The sequence below is a fragment of the Micromonospora taraxaci genome (assembly GCF_007830095.1).
Lineage (GTDB): Bacteria > Actinomycetota > Actinomycetes > Mycobacteriales > Micromonosporaceae > Micromonospora > Micromonospora taraxaci.
This window is the reverse complement of sequence record NZ_VIWZ01000001.1, coordinates 4,679,987-4,697,336: the sequence shown is the minus strand read 5'-3', so window position 1 is coordinate 4,697,336 and position 17,350 is coordinate 4,679,987. Positions and strand designations below refer to the sequence as shown.

The 17,350-nt window shown below is 70.1% G+C and carries 13 protein-coding genes; 8 read left to right on the top strand and 5 right to left on the bottom strand.

Going from position 1 to position 17,350, the window contains the following annotated elements:
• Positions 1-85: 85 nt before the first annotated feature.
• Positions 86-580: a response regulator transcription factor gene (locus tag FHU34_RS21250; RefSeq protein WP_244311766.1), complete on the top strand. Its 495-nt coding sequence runs from the start codon at positions 86-88 to the stop codon at positions 578-580.
• On the opposite strand, the gene FHU34_RS21245 is transcribed toward FHU34_RS21250, so the two are convergent.
• Positions 566-1,906 carry a carbohydrate-binding protein gene (locus FHU34_RS21245; RefSeq protein ID WP_145783282.1) on the bottom strand — a complete coding sequence of 447 codons (1,341 nt, stop codon included), beginning with the start codon at positions 1,904-1,906 and terminating at the stop codon, positions 566-568. The genes FHU34_RS21250 and FHU34_RS21245 overlap by 15 nt on opposite strands.
• Before the next feature lie 121 nt (positions 1,907-2,027).
• Entirely contained in the window at positions 2,028-3,257 is a 1,230-nt protein-coding gene (locus FHU34_RS21240; RefSeq protein ID WP_167524864.1) for a PucR family transcriptional regulator, read from the bottom strand.
• A 237-nt stretch (positions 3,258-3,494) separates the two neighbouring features.
• On the opposite strand from FHU34_RS21240, the gene FHU34_RS21235 reads away from it, so the two are divergent.
• From FHU34_RS21235 to FHU34_RS21215, 5 genes are all read left to right on the top strand, one after another.
• Positions 3,495-4,412, top strand: coding sequence for a dihydrodipicolinate synthase family protein (locus FHU34_RS21235; RefSeq protein ID WP_208745052.1), 918 nt, complete (start codon positions 3,495-3,497; stop codon positions 4,410-4,412).
• Between the two features lie 181 nt (positions 4,413-4,593).
• Positions 4,594-6,636 (top strand): M6 family metalloprotease domain-containing protein, encoded by a 2,043-nt coding sequence (locus FHU34_RS21230; RefSeq protein ID WP_244311765.1) that lies wholly within the window; start codon positions 4,594-4,596, stop codon positions 6,634-6,636.
• Positions 6,637-6,721: 85 nt separating this feature from the next.
• Positions 6,722-7,156, top strand: a complete 435-nt coding sequence (locus FHU34_RS21225) for a hypothetical protein (RefSeq protein WP_145783277.1) — start codon at positions 6,722-6,724, stop codon at positions 7,154-7,156.
• On the top strand, positions 7,153-7,731 hold the full coding sequence (locus tag FHU34_RS21220; protein ID WP_145783275.1) for a TlpA family protein disulfide reductase: 579 nt from the start codon (positions 7,153-7,155) through the stop codon (positions 7,729-7,731). The genes FHU34_RS21225 and FHU34_RS21220 overlap by 4 nt, the downstream gene beginning before the upstream one ends.
• A 114-nt stretch (positions 7,732-7,845) precedes the next feature.
• On the top strand, positions 7,846-9,741 hold the full coding sequence (locus FHU34_RS21215; RefSeq protein ID WP_145783273.1) for a CocE/NonD family hydrolase: 1,896 nt from the start codon (positions 7,846-7,848) through the stop codon (positions 9,739-9,741).
• Positions 9,742-9,807: 66 nt separating this feature from the next.
• On the opposite strand, the gene FHU34_RS21210 is transcribed toward FHU34_RS21215, so the two are convergent.
• Entirely contained in the window at positions 9,808-11,034 is a 1,227-nt protein-coding gene (locus FHU34_RS21210) for a PQQ-dependent sugar dehydrogenase (RefSeq protein WP_145783271.1), read from the bottom strand.
• 115 nt (positions 11,035-11,149) lie between these two features.
• Positions 11,150-13,324, bottom strand: coding sequence for a HelD family protein (locus tag FHU34_RS21205; RefSeq protein ID WP_145783269.1), 2,175 nt, complete (start codon positions 13,322-13,324; stop codon positions 11,150-11,152).
• Between the two features lie 274 nt (positions 13,325-13,598).
• On the opposite strand from FHU34_RS21205, the gene FHU34_RS21200 reads away from it, so the two are divergent.
• Together FHU34_RS21200 and FHU34_RS21195 are read left to right on the top strand one after the other, a co-directional pair.
• Complete coding sequence (locus FHU34_RS21200) at positions 13,599-14,258, top strand: MSMEG_1061 family FMN-dependent PPOX-type flavoprotein (RefSeq protein WP_145783267.1); 660 nt, start codon at positions 13,599-13,601, stop codon at positions 14,256-14,258.
• A 36-nt stretch (positions 14,259-14,294) separates the two neighbouring features.
• The gene (locus FHU34_RS21195) at positions 14,295-14,789 is read left to right on the top strand and encodes a nuclear transport factor 2 family protein (RefSeq protein ID WP_167524863.1); all 495 of its coding nucleotides are present in this window, start codon (positions 14,295-14,297) and stop codon (positions 14,787-14,789) included.
• 36 nt (positions 14,790-14,825) lie between these two features.
• Here the strand turns inward: FHU34_RS21195 and FHU34_RS21190 are convergent, their stop codons facing one another.
• Positions 14,826-17,309: a tetratricopeptide repeat protein gene (locus tag FHU34_RS21190; RefSeq protein WP_145783263.1), complete on the bottom strand. Its 2,484-nt coding sequence runs from the start codon at positions 17,307-17,309 to the stop codon at positions 14,826-14,828.
• Positions 17,310-17,350 lie beyond the last annotated feature (41 nt).

The window sequence follows — 17,350 nt, the reverse complement described above, 5'->3', positions numbered from 1 at the left end:
AGGGCGAGCACTCAGTCTGCACTCGTCGTGCACAGCGGTGCGATCGGATCGTCGTCGAGACCCCGAACCCCCGCCGAGGAGCACCATGCACTGCGCCGTAGCCGAGCCTGCCCGAGCCCTGCCCCGTGCGGCGCTGACCCCACGACAGGAACAGATCGCCCTGCTGGTGGCGGCAGGCTCCACCAACGTCGAGGTCGCGACGCACCTGGTCATCAGCACCCATACCGTCAAACACCACCTACGCGGAGTGTTCCACAGGCTGGGCGTGGCATCCCGCCGCGAACTGCGCAGCCGGCTGGCCCACCACGACACGACCGACCACTTCACCCAGAGCTGCTGCCTGACCAGCCAGGAGCGCGACATCGCGCGCCGGGTCTCGAACGGCGCGTCCAACCGCGAGGTGGCGGCGCAGCTGTTCATCAGCCCGAGCACCGTGGACTATCACCTACGCAAGATCTTCCGCAAGCTCAACATCACCTCACGCCGGGAACTGGCAAGGCGGGAGGCACCCGCGCCTCGCTCGGAGAGCGCGTCGTCGGCAACGACGTCCGGGCCTGGTCGGGCGTCAGCGGCCCTGTAGGCGCTTCACGTTGTCGCCGAAGGTCCAGCCCTTCGACCCGTCCCAGTTGGCCGACCAGGTCATCAGGCCCTTGAGGCCGGGTACGGAGTTCCAGGCCTGCGTGACCAGCGACGTCGACATGTAGCCGCCGCCGGCACCGACCTGCGCGGGCAGGCCCGGGACCTGCTTGTCGTACGGCACGCGGATCGTGGTGCCCTGGATGGTGAGGCCGTTGTTCAGGCACTGCGTCTGCACCGTGAAGCCCTGCACGGTGCCCGCCGGGTACGAGTCGCCGGCGCAGCCGTACATGCTGCCGTTGTAGTACTGCATGTTCAGCCACCAGAGTCGGCCGTTGTCCACGTACTTCTTGATGATCGGCAGGTACGAGCCCCAGATCGAGCCGTAGACCACGCTGCCGCCGGTGACGTAGGCGGTCTCCGGTGCCATGGTCAGGCCGAAGTTCGACGGCATCCGGGCCAGCACGCCGTCGATGATCCGGATCAGGTTGGCCTGCGACGTGGACAGGGTGTTGATGTTGCCGCTGCCGGTCAGGCCGGTCTCGATGTCGATGTCGATGCCGTCGAAGTGGTAGTTCGTCAGGATCGGCACGATCGTCGCGATGAACCGGTCGGCGACGGCGGCGGAGCTCAGGTCGATGCCCGCGGCGGCCCCGCCGATCGACATCAGGATGGTGGCGCCGGCCGCTTTGGCCTGGCACATCTCGGCCGGGGTGGACACCTTCACGCCGGCGTCCATGCCGTTCTCCCAGAGGACCGTGCCGTCCGAGCGGATCACCGGGAACGCCGCGTTGATCACGTTGTAGCCGTGCTGGGTGAGCCGGCTGTCGGTGATCGGGATCCAGCCGAGCCCCGGGTGTACGCCGTTGGAGGCGCCGTCCCAGTTCTCCCAGTAGCCCTGCAACACCTTGCCGGTGGGCCGCGACTTCACCGCACAGGTTCCGCCGGTCGGCGGCGGCGTGGTGGGGGGAGGAGTGGTCGGTGGTGGCGTGGTGGGCGGCGGGGTCGTCGGCGGTGGTGTGGTGGGCGGTGGGGTGGTCCCCGAGCACGTGCCGAGATCCCGCCACAGTGACGGGGTCGCCGCCGGGTTCCAGCCGGCGCCGGGGTGCGCGGTGTGGGTGACCAGAGCCTGGTAGAGCCTGCCGCCGTAGGTGACCTGGGCGCCCGCCTGGTAGGTGCTGCCCTCGGCCCAGGCCGGCGCGGTGCAGGCGACCATCGGGACGGCGTTGGCCGAGGACACGGCTGCCGTACTGCTGGGGACGAAGGCGACGGTGGCCGTGACGGTCATCGCCGCCCCGGCCAGCACTGCGAGGATCCGGCGGCTTCTCATGGCTCACTCCCCAGGCTTCGGTGACCCGCGACCTCCACATATTGACGTCCGTGACGATTAATATCAAGGGTTGTTTACAGATCCCGGCTCGGCGAAGGGCCACCGCACCGCCCGAGTGCCGTCACGCCGTACGGTAGTGACCGCTGAGCCGACCGAGCTTCATGGCCAGGTGCAGGCACAGCCGTTCGTTGCCGTCCTTGAGATCAGTCCCGGCGAGTTGTTCCACCCGTTGCAGCCGGTAGTAGAGGGTCGTCCGGTGCAGCCGGAGCTTCTCGGCGGTCGCGTGCGCGTTGCCCGCCAGGTCGAGGTACGCCTCCAGGGTCTCCAGCAGCACCTGGTGGGCGTCGTCGCGCAGCAGCCGCTCCAACCCGGGATGGACGCCCGCGACGTCGAGGTGCTGACTGTCCAGCTGGGACAGCACCCGGTAGATGCCCAGGCCGGCCCAGGAGACCACCCGGCCCAGTGCGGGCAGTTGCGCACCGACCCGGGCGGCCTGCGCGGCCTCCTGATAGGACTCCACCGCACTGGACAAGCCGGCGCGAGGGTGGCCGATCCCGGTCACCGTCCGGTCCACCGAGGCCAGACCCCGGGTCGCGGTGCCCAGCGCCTCGTCCAGGTGCCCGGCGGAGACCTCCGGCGAGGGGCGGCCGGCGACCCGGTCACCGCAGACCAGCAGCACCCCGTGGTCGTGCCAGACGAGGTGCAGCGTCTCCCGCACGCCGATCCAGCGGCGGGTGGTGACCAGCGCCTGCTCCAGGGCGATCCGGGCCACCTCGTCGGGCTGCCGCCCGCTGGCCGGCACGAGCTGCGCGACGAGCGCGACGGTCGACCCGTCGCCGGCCACCACGCCCTCCTCCAGCAGCGCCCGCGCCGCGTGCTCGCGCGCCTGCCGGCTCTCTACCAGGAGGGTACGGGTGGCCTCGGTCTCCCGCTGCGAGGCGAGCTCGCCGAGCAGGTTCTCCCGGTACAGGGCCAGCGACAGATCGGCGAAGGGGCCGGTCGCCGTGGCGATGTCGGCGTCGGTCATCGAACCGTCCGCGTCGATGAACCACACGAACCCGAGCAGCAGGTCGTCGTGCCGGATCGGCACGCAGACCCTCGCCAGCAGGTCCAGTTCGGGGCACGCGGGGGTGCGGAGCGGCGCGTACGCCGTGAGCACGCCCATGCCCCGGAACCAGGCGATCACCTCCGGCGTCGTCTGCCGGCGCAGGATCGACGTCCGGCGGACCTCGTCCATCGGGCCGTCGTGCTCGCTGTAGGCGACCACCCGCTGACGCCGGTCCTCGATGAGGGCCGGTCGCCCCACCCGGGCGGCGACGGCGTCGACGATTCGCTGGAGCTCACCGTGCATACGACTCCCATGGTTGCGCTGCGTGACAGGGATCGCGCGACCGCCAGTCCTTACCCTCCGGTGCGGGTGGGTCATCGCGCAAGGTCCACTGTCGAACTCGCGACAAAAAGACGGCCGGCGTCGCGACGGTTCCGGCATCTGTCCGAAGACCGGAGGCGACAGGCGTTCCTAGGGTTCCGATACGCACCGCGCCAGCGTCCCGGCACTGGGCGGTGCCGGCGGAGAGGGGACGTCCGAGTGGGAACTGGTAGGCCCTGGCGCGGCGTGCTGGTCGCCGTCACCACGCCGTTTCGCGCCGACCTGTCGGTCGACGTGGACCAACTCCAGGAACACGTCAGTTGGCTCGCCGCCGAGGGGTGCCACGGGGTCGCGCCGTGCGTGTCGATGGGGGAGTACCGGGCCCTCTCCGACGACGAGCGGGCCACAGTGGTCAGGGCGACGGTGGAGGCGGCGCCCGCCAGCTGCGCGGTGCTGCCCGGCGTCGGCGGCTACGGCAGCAGGCAGGCCCGCCGCTGGGCGGAGCAGGCCGCCGAGGCCGGCGCCCACGGCGTGCTCGCACGGCCACCCGACGGGCCTGCCGCCCGCGCCGCCGACGTGGTCGCCCACTACAGGGAGGTGGCGGCGGTCGGCCTGCCGGTGGTCGCCCACAACGAGCCGTGCACCAGTCGGATCGACCTCACGCCGGACCTGCTGGCGACCGTCGCCGAGATCGACGGGATCGTCGCGGTCAAGGAGGTCACCGGTGACGTACGCAGGCTGCACCGTCTGCGGGACCTCTGCCCGCACGTCGACGTGCTGGTCGGCGCCGACGACGTGGTTCTCGAACTGGTGCTGTGCGGTGCCACGGGATGGGTGGCTGCCCTGCCCAACGCGCTGCCCCGGCATGCCGTGCGCCTGTACGAGCTGGGCGTCGCCCGTGACCTGGGCCGGGCGCTGCCGCTCTACGCCGAGCTGCACCCGATCCTCGGCTGGGCCTCCCGGCCCGAGTCCGTGCAGGCCGTCAAGCTCGCCATGGCCTGCACGGGGCGGTTCGGCGGGCGGTGCCGTCCACCGCGCGGACCCCTGCCCGTGGCTGCCGCCGACCGGGTGCGTCGGGACGTGCTGCGAGCCCTCGCGGCCACCGTCGAACCGGCCTCCGGGGGCCGCCCTGGCTGATCCGCCGACGGGCGCCGGTCCTTCAGGTGTCGGAAGTCGCCGGCCCACCTGCCGACATCTGCACGGTGACCGGCACCGGCCCGCCCTCCTAGATTCGCTGCGCGGCCTGCTGACAGGTGTCCCGCGATACCCCCTCAACGGGACGCCGGCGCCGCGTTTTCCTCCGACGAGAGGTGGTTCCGTGCACCGTACCCCCCATCGAACCCGGCTGCGGCGGGCCGTGCTGGCCGCAGCCGTGGTGACCACGCTCGTGGCGACCGGGGCGGCGCAGGCCGCCGCCGCCCCGGCCAACCCGGCCGGCGGCACCGCGCCGTTCCAGGTTCTCGACCCGCAGGCCTGGCAGAACCCGGACACGATGACCTGGAACGACTACAAGGCAGTGCCCGGCAAGAACTGGGCCGACCCGAGCGTGTCGGGCTCGGTCCGCAACTTCAAGATCGCCCTGGTGGCGCTCGACTATCCCGACGAGACGTTCGCGGTCTCCCAGCGGGCCCGCTCGACGGTGTTCGGCAACCCCCAGTCCGTCGCCACCAACATTCCTCGCACGGACGTGCCGAAGTTCTACCAGGACTTCCTGAACACACCGAACACCCTCAACAAGGGCCACACCCTGCACGAGTACTGGATGCAGGACTCCAACGGCCGCTACGGCGTCGACCTCACCGGGTTCGGGCCGTACCAGATGCCGGCCAAGTCCTACCAGTACGGGTTGGACAACGGGTTCAACCCGGGCGCCTGCCCGAGCGGGGACGTGTGCAGCAAGAACATCCGTACCGACGGCCTGGGCGCCTGGCGGGCGGCTGTCGGCGAGGAGGTCGCCAACCAGTACGAGTTGGTGTTCATCCTCAGCGCCGGCCAGGACGAGTCGTCGACCTGGCAGGAGTTCGGGCAGATGATCTTCCAGAACAAGGAGGACGTGCCGGACGCCTGGGGCCCGCCGGACCCCAACCTGCCGAACTGGGCCAAGACCCGCTACGTGGACTGGACGTCGTGGAAGGCGGCGGCGACGCTGTGGCCGAACGCCGGCGGCGGCTCCTCCACGCAGGGGGAGAGCTCCGGCATGGGCGTCTACGCCCACGAGCTGACCCATCTGCTGGGCATCGGCGACAACTACAACAACCCGTACGGCGAGCCGCTGCGCAGGGCGTACACCGGGATCTGGAGCATGATGTCGCGCGGGTCCTTCAACGGCCCGGGCGGTCCGCACACCCGCTGGCAGATCCCGCCCACCAACGGCGGCTCGATGGGCTCGCTGCACACAGTGCGGGACAAGCTCAAGATCGGCCTGCTCGGCGAGGAGCACGTTCTGCGGCTGTCACGGGAGTCGCTGGCCTCCTCGGGCCTGGTGGTCGCGCAGGTCACGGCCCGGGCGGTCGACGCCGGCCCGAAGGGTCTGAGCGGCGTGAACATCGCGCTGAACAAGGACCTGTCGCCGACGTGCGGCGTCAGCACCGACCCGCTCTGCGACGGTGGCAGCTTCAACAACTACACGGTCGAGGTCGTCGACCGGATGGGCGCGGACTCGTTCACGCCGGACAGCGGCGTGCTGTTGAGCAAGACGAAGAACGCCGACAGCGCGCCATTCCAGTGGGTGGTGGACGCCAACCCGCAGGACATCAACATGATCGACTTCTACCGGCCGGACGGCACCCCGCAGAAGATCACCATGGGTGACTACCGGCAGCTCTCCGACGCGCTGTTCCACGCCGGCGCGGACACCGGCAGCCAGTACGAGTACGTCGACGAGGCCAACCGGCTGCACTTCTACATCATCGACCTCAAGCGGGACGCGGCCGGCTCGCTGTCCTACACCGTGGCGGTGCGCTCGCTGGACGGCACCGGCGGGCCGAGCAGCCACGACGTGGCACTGGGCAAGGGCGAGGTGACCGGCGGCGGCAAGCCGACCAACCGTGGGGTGACCTGCTCGTTCGACCTGACCAACACCGGTACGTACTCGGCCGGCGGGCAGCAGCACCCGGAGAACGTCAGCGCGTACCTGAAGTCGGACGTCTACCGCCTGTCGGCGGAGGTGGCCGGCAAGGGCTGGCGGACCTGGCTGCCCAACCAGCTCGCCACCGCGCAGTTCGGCAAGGCCACCACTGTCAAGGTGTCGGTGGGTGCCACCGCCGCCGCGGCGGAGACCGGATTCGTGAAGCTCACCGCGACCTCGGAGAGCGACCCGACGAAGACGGTCACCAAGCAGTGCCGGGTCGAGAAGTCCTGACCTACGCCCGAGGTTGACCCCGTTCCTGGCGGGTCCGCGGCGGCCCACCGCCGCGGACCCGGCAGGCGGGCGAGAGGAGGATGACGTGCGGCGAAGCACCATGGCTCTGCTGCCCCTGCTGCTGGCCGGCGCGACCGGCTGCGGTGCCGTCGGCGCCGCCGAGGAGGCGGTCTCCCCGACGACAGTCCGGGTCCTGGTCCGCGACATCAACATCCGGGCCGCCGGGGTGGACTGCGCCGGCACCGGTCCGTACCAGCACTTCCACAACCGGTCGCCGTTCCGCGTCCTCGACCCGGACGGGGCGGCGGTGGCCAGCGGTCAGCTGACGGCCGGGACCGCGGTGGCCGCGTTCGCCGAAGACCTGGGGGTCGAGCGCCTACCCACCTACTGCGAGTTCGCCATCCCGGTACGCGTGCCGCAGCGGGACTCCTACCGGCTGGAGGTGGACGGCCGGCCGCCGCTCGACCTCACGTCGGACAGCAGCGAGGGCCCGGCGCTGGTGGCGGTGGTCCCGTCATGAGGCGGGCACTCCTGCCGATGGTGCTGGCGGTGGCACTGCTGGGCGGATGCAGCACGCCCGAGCCCGCGCCCGCACCGCCACCCGCCGGAGGAGCGGCGGCGCTGCCCGGGCCGATCCCCGCCGACCTGGCGTTGCGCCCGGTGCCCAGCACCGCCCCGGCCGCCCCGGCGTTCACCGGCGCGCTGACCGACGGCAGTCCCTTCGCCGTCGCCGACGTGTGGGCGCAGCGTCCCGTCGTGCTCACCTTCTTCACCTCCTGGTGCACCACTTGCGCCAGCAGCCAGGCGGCCCTCAGCGAGCTGGCCCGCAGCTACCGGGACCGGGTCGTCTTCGTCGGCGTGGCCGGCACGGACCAGGCCGACGAGGTCCAGGACTACCTCCGCGCCCACCGGGTGGAATATCCGGTCGTCCTCGACGACCAGCAGACGATCTGGCGTTCGTACGCGGTGCGGGAGCCACCGGCCGTCGTACTGGTGGCCAAGGGGGGCGCCCTGCTCCGCGGCTGGCCGGGTGGCCTGGACGCCCCGGCACTCGACCAGCGGCTGCGGGAGCTGGTGCTGGCCGGCCAGCCGTAGCCAGGCGCCTCGACCCCGTCGAACCACACCCGGCGAAGTTCCTACACGTGCAGGTGGTGGCACAGACCGCCAGCTCGTAGCGTTACGCAACCTCGGACACATCAAGGAGACTGCATGGCTACAAGGGGAACGCGCTGGCGCACGGGCGTGGCCGTACTGTCCGCGACAGTGCTCGCCGCCCTCGGTGCGGCGCCGCAGGCGCAGGCGGCGGACGACGCGCCGTCGATAGTCGTCCAGGACGGTGTCACCCAGCCGGTGTTCGGCTACGCCGATGCCATCCGGGAGCGCCTCTTCATCGACTCCACCTTCGACAGTGACAACGACGGTCTGCGCGACATCATCGCGTTCGACCTGATGCGGCCGGCCGCCACCGCGCACGGCCTCAAGGCCCCCGTGGTGATGGACGCCAGCCCCTACTACTCGACCGTCTGCCGAGGCAACGAGTCCGAGTGCAAGGCGGACCTCGACGGCGACGGGCTGCTGGACAAGTGGCCGCTGTTCTACGACAACTACTTCGTGCCGCGCGGCTACGCGGTCATCCTGCTGGACATGGTCGGCACCAACAACTCCACCGGCTGCCCCACCACCAACGCCAACCAGGACAACCTGAGCGCCAAGCAGGCCATCAACTGGCTCAACGGTCGCGCCACCGCCCGTAACGCCGCCGGTCAGATCGTCAAGGCGGACTGGCACAACGGCAAGACCGGGATGATCGGCAAGTCGTACGACGGCTCGCTGGCCATGGCCACGGCGGTGACCGGCGTGAAGGGCCTGACCACTGTCGTGCCCATCAGCGGACCGACCGAGTACTACGACTACGTGCGCAGCAACGGCGTCATCACCCGTGGCAACAGCTACGTGGCGTCGCTGGCCAACACGGTCACCAACCCCGAGCGCCGGGACTACTGCAAGCCGGTGCGCGACGCGCTGGCCGCCGCCGACGGTGACGAACACGGCGACTACACGGCCTTCTGGAACGAGCGCAGCTACGTCAAGAAGGTCCCCAACGTCACCGCCAGCGTGCTGCTTTACCACGGCCTCAACGACGACAACGTCCGGCCGGACCACTTCAGCAAGTTCTGGTACGCCCTGGCGGAGAACAACGTTCCGCGCAAGCTGTGGCTGTCGCAGGAGGGCCACGTCGACCCGTTCGACTCGCGCCGCGCGGTGTGGGTGTCGACGCTGCACAGGTGGTTCGACTTCTGGTTGCAGGGCGTCGCCAACGGCATCATGGACGAGCCACGGGTGGACCTGGAGCGCTCCGCCGACGTGTGGGAGACCCACGCCGACTGGCCGATCCCCGGCAAGGCCGACACCGAGGTGTTCCTCCAGCCCGGCACCACCGGCGCGGGCGGTCTCGGGCTGGTGCCCACCGCGAAGCCGGCGACCGGGGCCTTCCAGGACAACCGTACGCAGAGCCAGAACACCATGATCCTCAACCCGGACGTGGTGCAGCCCAACCGGTTGGCCTTCCTCTCCGCGCCACTGACCGCGCCGCTGCACATCTCCGGCACCCCCACCGTGCAGCTGCGGGCCTCCGCCGACCAGACCGACACCAACCTCGGGGCGATCCTGGTCGACTACGGCACCGACGAGCGGGTCGCACACCGGGCCTCCGGCGAGGGAATCATCACCCTGACCACTGAGGACTGCTGGGGCCAGAGCAGCCCGACGGACGACGGCTGCTACAAGCAGACGGCGAAGCGGGTGGCCACTGCCGACTACGAGTTGGTCACCAAGGGCATCATGGACGCCCAGAACCGGCAGTCGATCCGCGTCGGCGTGCCGCTGGTGCCGGGGGAGTCGTACAACTTCAGCTTCCCGCTGCTGCCGGAGGACTACGTCTTCAAGCCCGGCCACCGGATCGGCGTGATCATCGTCGCCAGCTACCCGCAGTACTCCAGCCAGGCGGACACCACCGCCGCGAACCTGCAGGTCGCGCTGAAGAGCAGCAACATCGTCCTGCCCGTGGTCGGCGGCACCGCCGCCGCACACGCCGCAGGCCTCTGACCGGCTGATCGGGGACGGCCGCCCGAAGGCGGCCGTCCCCACGGGTGTTGCGGACTGTTTCGAGGGTCAGCGGTTCGAGGCGGGCTGGACCCGCTCGAACCGCACCTTGCTCAGCCACCCCGGGAGGTCACTGAGCACGTACAGCTCGCCGTTCACATCGGCGCCGAACGCCGTCGGCTGGGTGGGGAAGGTGCCGATCTCAGCGGACTCGTAGCCACCCGTGGACTTGGCACGGATGGCGAACGCGCGGGTCGAGCAGTAGTCGCTCGCGATGTAGGTCCCCCTCGCCTCCGGGGTGACGGACCCCCGGTACACCTGACCGCCGATGATGGAGCAGTTCTCCGTCATGTAGTGGTCGTATTCGGCGATCGGGTCGGTGAGCCGCACGCCCGGCCGGCACTGCGTCTGGTCGAAGACCGGCGTGCCCTCGCGGCAGGACCAGCCGAGGTTCGCGCCACGCTGCGACGGGCGGATGTGGTTGATCTCCTCGATCAGGCCTTGGCCGACGTCACCGATCCACAGCGAGTTGTCGACCGGGTCGATCGAGAACTTCCACGGGTTGCGCAGCCCGTACACCCAGATCTCCGGCCGCGCGCCTGGCGTGCGGACGAACGGGTTGTCGAAGGGTACGCAGTAGGGCTTTCCGCCGCAGGAGCGGTTGACGTCGATCCGCACGATCTTGCCGAGCAGGGTGCCGAGGTTCTGGCCGCTCTTGAACGGGTCGTTCGCGCCGCCGCCGTCGCCGGTCGACCAGTAGAGGTAGCCGTCGCGGCCGAACGCCACCTGCCCGCCGTTGTGGTTGCCGTACTCGGGGTGCTCCTGGGTGAGCAGCACCTGCAACCGGTCGGGCGCCCCGAGGGGCACCCGCGCCAGGGTCAACGTGCCGGCCGGCAGGCTCGTGTAGGCCACGTACAGCATCCCGGTGCGCGCGAAGTTCGGCGCGGGCGTGATGCCGAGGAGGCCACGCTCGTTGTCCGAGGTGTCGACCCGGGCGCTCAGGTCGAGCACCGGATCGGCCGCCAGGCCGGTGTCGGGGTGGTAGGCGCGGACGGTGCCGGCCTTCTCCGCGATCAGCATCCGGCCGTCCGGCAGCCCGGTGATCGCGATCGGGCGCTGCAGACCGAAGGCCACCCGTTCGGATACCACGGTCAGCTCGGTGAGGCGCACCGCACGAGTGCCGGACGGGCCAGCAGCGCTGCCGATCGCCGACGCCGGCGGCGACAGGAGCGCGGACAGGGTGAGGATGAGCAGCCCGGCCAGCATGGTGGCCGGGCGACGACGTCGTCGCGACATGGTCAGCTCCTCGATGAAGGTGGTGGTGGACGCGGTCTGGGAGCGTTCCCACGCTACATCGAATCGAGTCGATATCCAACCTTTTCGGAGCCTGTGCGTGCGGCTTCTTCGTCGGTCAGCGCGTGAGAATCAGCTGGCCGAGTTCCTGCGTGCATCGGGTGAGGGCGACGTAGAGACCGTTCCAGCCGCGCGGCTCGGCGGCGATCCGGTGGGGGTCGACGACCAGCGTTGCGTCCCATTCCAGTCCCTTGGACTGGGTGGCGGTGAGCACTGGCACGTCACCCAGCACGGCCACGAGTTCGGTGATCCGGTCGGCGGGGGCGATGACGCCGACCGTGCCGCCGGACCACCGTTGCCGCAGCTGTCGCACAGCCTGGGCGGCGGTGCCGGCAAGCTCGGCGGGTGTGATCGTCAGTTCCCAGGGGGTGATGCCGGAGGAGCGTACCGCCCGTGGCGGCGCGTTGTGGCTGCCCGCCTTCTTCAGGACGGGTGCGGTGAGGTCCATGACCTCACGCGGGGTCCGGTAGCAGATGGTCAGTTCCGCGGCGGTCCAGCGGTCCCCGAAGGCAGCCCGCACCGCTTCTGCCCAACTGGTGTGCCGGTGCGCTGCCTCCGCCTGGTCGATGTCGCCGACCGCCGTGATGGAGCGACTGGGACACCGCCGCAGCACCATGTGCCACTGCATCTCGGACAGCTCCTGCGCCTCGTCGATGACGACGTGGCCGTACACCCACCCGCGCTGCCGGCGGGCGCGGTCGGCGACGAACTCACCCTGTGGGTGCGGGGCGTCGACCTCGCCGAGTAGGTCGGCAAGGGCGTCGAGCAGGGGAATGTCGCTCGATGCCCACTGTGGAGGCTCGGCCGACACGGCGGTGATCTGCTCGGGGGACAGTTGCGGTGCGAACCGGGTCAGCAGGGTGCGGTCGGTCAGGAAACCACCCAACAGGGCTTCGGCGTCGAGGGTGGGCCACCATGCCTCGACGAACCGGGCGATGGTGGCGTTCTCGGCGATCCGATCACGGAGGTGTTCGACCTCTTCCTCGGACAGTAATCCGTCGATGTCACTGCCGGCGGGCTTCCGACTCGAATGGTGGTCCTGCTGCATGTCCCTGTCGACGCGGGCGAGGATGTCCTCGAAGCCCTCTTCCATCTCGTCCATCAGCGCCTCGCGATGCTCGACGACGGCTTCGGCGAGCAGGTGGTGCAACTGCTCGGCGAACGCGGCGCGGGCGCGGTGGTACGAGCGTCCCTCCACCGCCGAGGCGAGCGCCTGCGTCACCGATTCGGCTGCGATGACGTAGGACTCACCCTCCCAGCGCAACGTCAGCTCGCGGGGCCGGGGGAGCAGCGACGTGACGTAGTTTTCCAGCGCGAGCTGCCAGAGAGCGCGCCCCTTGATCTCGGCGACGAGCCTGCTCTCGTCGCGGCCCACGCGGATCTCGGGTAGCAGGGTGTCGCAGGTCGCCGAGACGACGGCGGTCTCACCGAGAGCGGGCAGCACCTGGGCGATGTACTGGAGGAACCGCGGCGAAGGGCCGAGGACCAGGACCGCCTGGTCGGCCATCCGCTGGTGGGCGAACAGCAGGTAGGCGACGCGGTGCAGGGCAACAACTGTCTTACCGGTGCCGGGACCCCCCTGGACGATCAGCGGACCGGTCGCCTCAGCCCGGATGATGTCGTCCTGTTCGCGTTGCAGCGTGGAGATCGCCGTCGACATGTGGCCGGTACGCCGCTGGTCGAGGGCGGCAAGGAGCGCGCCTTCACCCACGAGTTCCCCGGTGACCGTCCCGTCCAGTGGCTCGTCGTCCACCCCGACGACGACCGAATCCCTCGTTCGTATGTGACGGCGCCGTGCCTGACCCTGTGGGTCGACAGCCGTCGCGGTGTAGAACGGGCGAGCCGCGGGAGCGCGCCAATCAAGTAGCAGCGGCTCACTGTCCTCGCCGTCGGTGCGGAGACCGACCCGACCCACGTGTCGCACTGTGCCGTCAAGATCGTCGAGCCGGCCGAAGACCAGCCCCTCCTGTGCTCGCCGTAGCTCCTCGTACTGCCGGCGGAGCATGCGCTGCCGGGCCTGCTCCAACGCGTCCAGGGCATCCGACGAAAGCTCGGCCTGAAGGTGGTCGACCACCCTGTCGCGCTGGGCTGTGGCCAGGTCGAGAAATGCCTGCTCCTCGGCGACCGCGGATCGGCGCGCGACGCCTTCTGCGGTAGAGGTCGACGGTTCGCCGTCCGGTGTTACTCCGCTGACCCCAGCAGGGCCGTTGTTCAGGGCAGACTCCCGGCGCATTCGCAAGTCCTTGTATTCGTGTCATCCCGGCCCGGATGGGCCGCAGCGCATTCGGCGGCAAGCATAGAAGTGGTTTCCCTCGCCGGCCAGGAACTCCGCCGACAGAGATGGGAATCTCAATTTCTTGCAGTTCCGGGTCGATTGTGGCCGCAATCAATAGTGATTCCCTTATTGACAGGACGGTCCTTATCTGATCTGCGAGCGAGGGGCCGGAGGGGCGGCATCGGCGTTCTCGGGACGTCGTCTGCCGAGTCGTTCCATTAGTGTCTGCGGTATGACGTCGGCCCCTGCCACCAGTGCCTTCGACTCGCTGCGTCACGACGCGGTGCGCGACCACGAGACGCTGCGTCGGGCCTACGAACTCCCGAGCGACGCGGCAGTGCGCAAGCAGATGACCGAGCTCACCGAGCAGACCCGGCAGCTGATCGCCTGCTCGTCGCTGGTCCTGGTCGCCAGCGTGGACGCCGAGGGCAACTGTGACGTCTCCCCGCGCGGTGGCCCCGCCGGGTTCGTCGCCGTCCTGGACGCGCGGACGGTGGCGATACCGGACGCGACGGGCAACAAGCGTCTGGACAGCCTGCAGAACATCGTGACGACGGGGCGAGCCGGGCTGCTGTTCGTCATCCCGGGGCGCACCACGACGCTCAGGGTGAACGGTCGGGCCTGTGTCTCCACCCGCCCCGACCTGCTGTCGCAACTCACCGCCGTGGGCAAGCCGCCAGCCAGTGCGTTGGTGGTGGGCATCGAAGAGGTCTACCCGCACTGCCCCAAGGCGTTGCTGCGCAGCGGGGCCTGGAAGCCGGAGCAGTGGCTGCCGGCGGACGCCCAGCCGACCTCGGCCGAGGTGACGCTGGCCCAGCTGCGTATGCCGGAACTGACGATTGCCGACATCGAACAGGCGGAGGCCGACTCGCTCAGGTACCGCTACGAGTGAGAGCCCTCCCGACAACCAGCGAACATGGGGGCATCCGTGGACCAGTCGTATGACGCCGTCGCCGCGTGGCGGGCCGCCGGCGAGGCGCGGGACGCCGCTGCTGCGGTCGCCGCCCTCAGCCCTGACGTCACTGTGGTCTCGCCGATCACCGAGCAGTTCACCTTTCGAGGCCACCGGCAGGTACGCACACTGCTCGACGTGGCCCTGGCCGCGATCGACGACATCACCTACACCGACCAGGTCGCCGAAGGCCGTACGGTGGCCCTCTTCTACGAGGCGCGGGTCGGCGCGACGCGTCTCTACGAAGCCCAGCGGCTGCGCCTGGGCGCCGACGGCCTGATCAGCGACATCACTCTCTACGTCCGGCCCCTACCGGCGCTGACTCTGTTGATGACCCGCCTCGGCCCCGACCTGGCCCGGCGCAACGGACAGCCGGGCCTGGCCCGGCTCATCCCGCTCGCCAGTGGCGCGATGCACTCGATGGCCGTCACCGGTGAACAGAAGATCATGCCGAGAGTGGCACCCCGATAGCAGCTTCGTCAGCAATGGCCGCCGTCGAACTCGCCCTCATCCGGTCGACGTCGACCCGGAGCCACCCTCTGGTGCCGCCGCTCCGCCGAGAGCACGGTGCTTCAGCGTCAGCCGCTCGCCGGCCCGCTCCTCCTCCCGCATCCCGAGTCGGCCGGCGAGCCGAGTCGCCTCGCCCAGCGTCTGGGCAGCCTCGTGCACTCGGCCCTGGTCCAGTTGGACGTCGGCGAGACGGATCAGGAGGGTGGCCAGGTTGGACGCACTGCCGTGTTCCCGGGTGAAGTCCACCGCCCGCTGGAGCAACGCCGAGGCCGACGCGAGGTTGTCGCGGCGATGCTCGACCACGCCGAGGTTGCCGAGAACGCGTACCGCCCACTCGGGGTCATACGTCGGCGTCTCGCCGTCGGCCAACGCCCGGGTGACCGCCTCGGGATCGAACACTCGACTGGTTTCGCGGAAGGCGCGCTCGGCGGCGTCCCAGTCGCCCAGGTCGCGTGCCAGCTTCCCCGCCTCGAAGGTCAGGTGGGCCACCAGGCCGGACGCCGCAGGCGTGGTGAGGTCGGGCACCAACGCCTGCGCCTGGTCGAGGTGCGCCGCGGCCTCCTTGTGGCGTCCCTCCCGACGGCATGTCTGCGCGCAGCAGACCTGATGGCGCAACCGTTCCTCGGGCGTCGTGGGCAGGTGCGAGACCCGGTCGAGGGCAAGCCACGCCTGGTCGAACTCGCCGCGCTGCGCGTAGATCCAGTTCTGGTACCAGCCGGTGTGCAGGACGAGATCGTCGGCGGCCGTGGAGGAGGCGTAGCTTTCGACTTCCGCGCAGGTCGCGAGCAGGTCGTCCCACCGGCCCACGGCGTCGAGGTCGGCCAGCACCGCACCGGCGAGCGCCAGCGCGTGGTGGACCTGCCCGCTGTCACGCGCCCACCCGTACGCGACGTGTAGGTGCGGGCCGAGGGAGCGCAGCCGAGTGAGATCACGCCAGCTCGGATCGGGGAGCCGGTACTGGGCGGCGACCTCCAGCATGGTGGTCAGCCAGGCGGCACGTACGCGGTCGCGGAGGTCGGGTTGTTCGTCCAGGAGGCGCTCGACGTAGGTCCGTGTCAGCGGCAGGAGCGTGAACATGCCGGCCCGCAGATCGATCAGTGACAGCTGGATGAGCGTCTGGATGCCGTCGTCCCGGGCGACGACGTCCTCGCCGAGGCCCGCCGCGCGGCCGAGGAGAGTGCGGTCCACGGGATCCTCGAACATGGCGATCGCCGCGAGCACCCACAACGCCTCCGTGCCCTCCAGCGCCCGGACGCTCTCCCGGAAGCAGAACGCGGCGATGTCGCTGTGACCGGAGCCGAGGCGTCGGAGCACGGACTCGACCGAGTGCCCGAGGTTCATCAGGCTCAGGCTCCAGACGATGGCGAGCGGAATACCGCCCGTCTTGCGAGTGAGAGCGGACGCCTCCGCCTGGCTCAGCACCAGGTCACGCTGGTCGGCCTGGGCGGCGATCAACTGCGCCGCCTCATCCACCGGCAGCCCGGACAGGCGTAGGGAGTAGGCGACGTCGAGGCGGTGCCGGGACGTGACGATCGCCTTGGTGGGTTGGGGCAGGTCGCGCAGGAAGGCGGCGATCTCGTCATCGTCGACGGTCTCCAGGTTGTCCAGGACGAGTAGGACCCTGGTGTCACCGGAGAGCAGCTCCCCGATGACAGCCCGCTGTTCGCGGAACGGCATCTGGATCAGCTCGCCGCGTCCGAGCACCGAGCCCATCACGGTGAACAGGTCCCGGAGCACCGCCAGCTCGGGCTGCCGCGTGTTGATGCCGTGTGCCGTCAGCAGAGTCTGTTTCGCCGAGACCCAGATCGCCGCGTCGAACTGCCGTTGCCCCGGGTCGCCGTCGATCAGCTGGTACGCCGCCTCCAGGGCCAGCGACGTCTTGCCCACGCCCCCGATGCCGTCGATCACGACCACCCACGTCCGATCCTCGGGACGCATCCGCTTGAGCACCAGCTCAAGCTCCGTGGCACGCCCGACGAGCCGGTGGTACGTCCGGTGTGGCAGGTTGTGCCGCGACGATCGGTCGCTCTGTGACGGGGAGGTCGGCCGAGCCGTCGCCCGCAACACCTCGAGCTGCTGTTGCTGGTACATCAGGGCGAAGGACGGTTGGAGCTCCGGCAGGTGCTGCAGCTCGTCGCGTAGGCAGCGGACCAGTTCCTGCAACGCCCGGTCGACCCTCTCCTCGTTCACCGCCGGGGCGAACCGTCGGAGCACCTGCGCGAAGTCCTGGCTCGCCTGGTCCTCCGACCGGGCCGGGTACAACACGAGCTGCCGCAGAGCCTCACCGACGCTGGGCAGGTCCAGAACGGGCGCGTCGTCCAGGAGGAACAGGGTCAGTTCCCGGTCGACCGAGAGGTGCCGGTCGCGGAACCGGTCCACCGCGCGCTCGGTGGCCGCTCGCAGCCGCCGATCGAAGTCACGCTTGCGGAGGTGGGCGCCGACCGCCGTCTCCACGGCCCGCACGAGGACATCTGCCAGCATGCCTAGCACCGTAGGGCTTCGCCGCCACCTCGTGATCGGAC

Coding starts and splice junctions, on each gene's coding strand:
- FHU34_RS21250 (WP_244311766.1), top strand. CDS start 86: ATGCACTGCGCCGTAGCCGAGCCTGCCCGAGCCCTGCCCCGTGCGGCG.
- FHU34_RS21245 (WP_145783282.1), bottom strand. CDS start 1,906: ATGAGAAGCCGCCGGATCCTCGCAGTGCTGGCCGGGGCGGCGATGACC.
- FHU34_RS21240 (WP_167524864.1), bottom strand. CDS start 3,257: ATGCACGGTGAGCTCCAGCGAATCGTCGACGCCGTCGCCGCCCGGGTG.
- FHU34_RS21220 (WP_145783275.1), top strand. CDS start 7,153: ATGAGGCGGGCACTCCTGCCGATGGTGCTGGCGGTGGCACTGCTGGGC.
- FHU34_RS21215 (WP_145783273.1), top strand. CDS start 7,846: ATGGCTACAAGGGGAACGCGCTGGCGCACGGGCGTGGCCGTACTGTCC.
- FHU34_RS21210 (WP_145783271.1), bottom strand. CDS start 11,034: ATGTCGCGACGACGTCGTCGCCCGGCCACCATGCTGGCCGGGCTGCTC.
- FHU34_RS21205 (WP_145783269.1), bottom strand. CDS start 13,324: ATGCGCCGGGAGTCTGCCCTGAACAACGGCCCTGCTGGGGTCAGCGGA.
- FHU34_RS21200 (WP_145783267.1), top strand. CDS start 13,599: ATGACGTCGGCCCCTGCCACCAGTGCCTTCGACTCGCTGCGTCACGAC.
- FHU34_RS21190 (WP_145783263.1), bottom strand. CDS start 17,309: ATGCTGGCAGATGTCCTCGTGCGGGCCGTGGAGACGGCGGTCGGCGCC.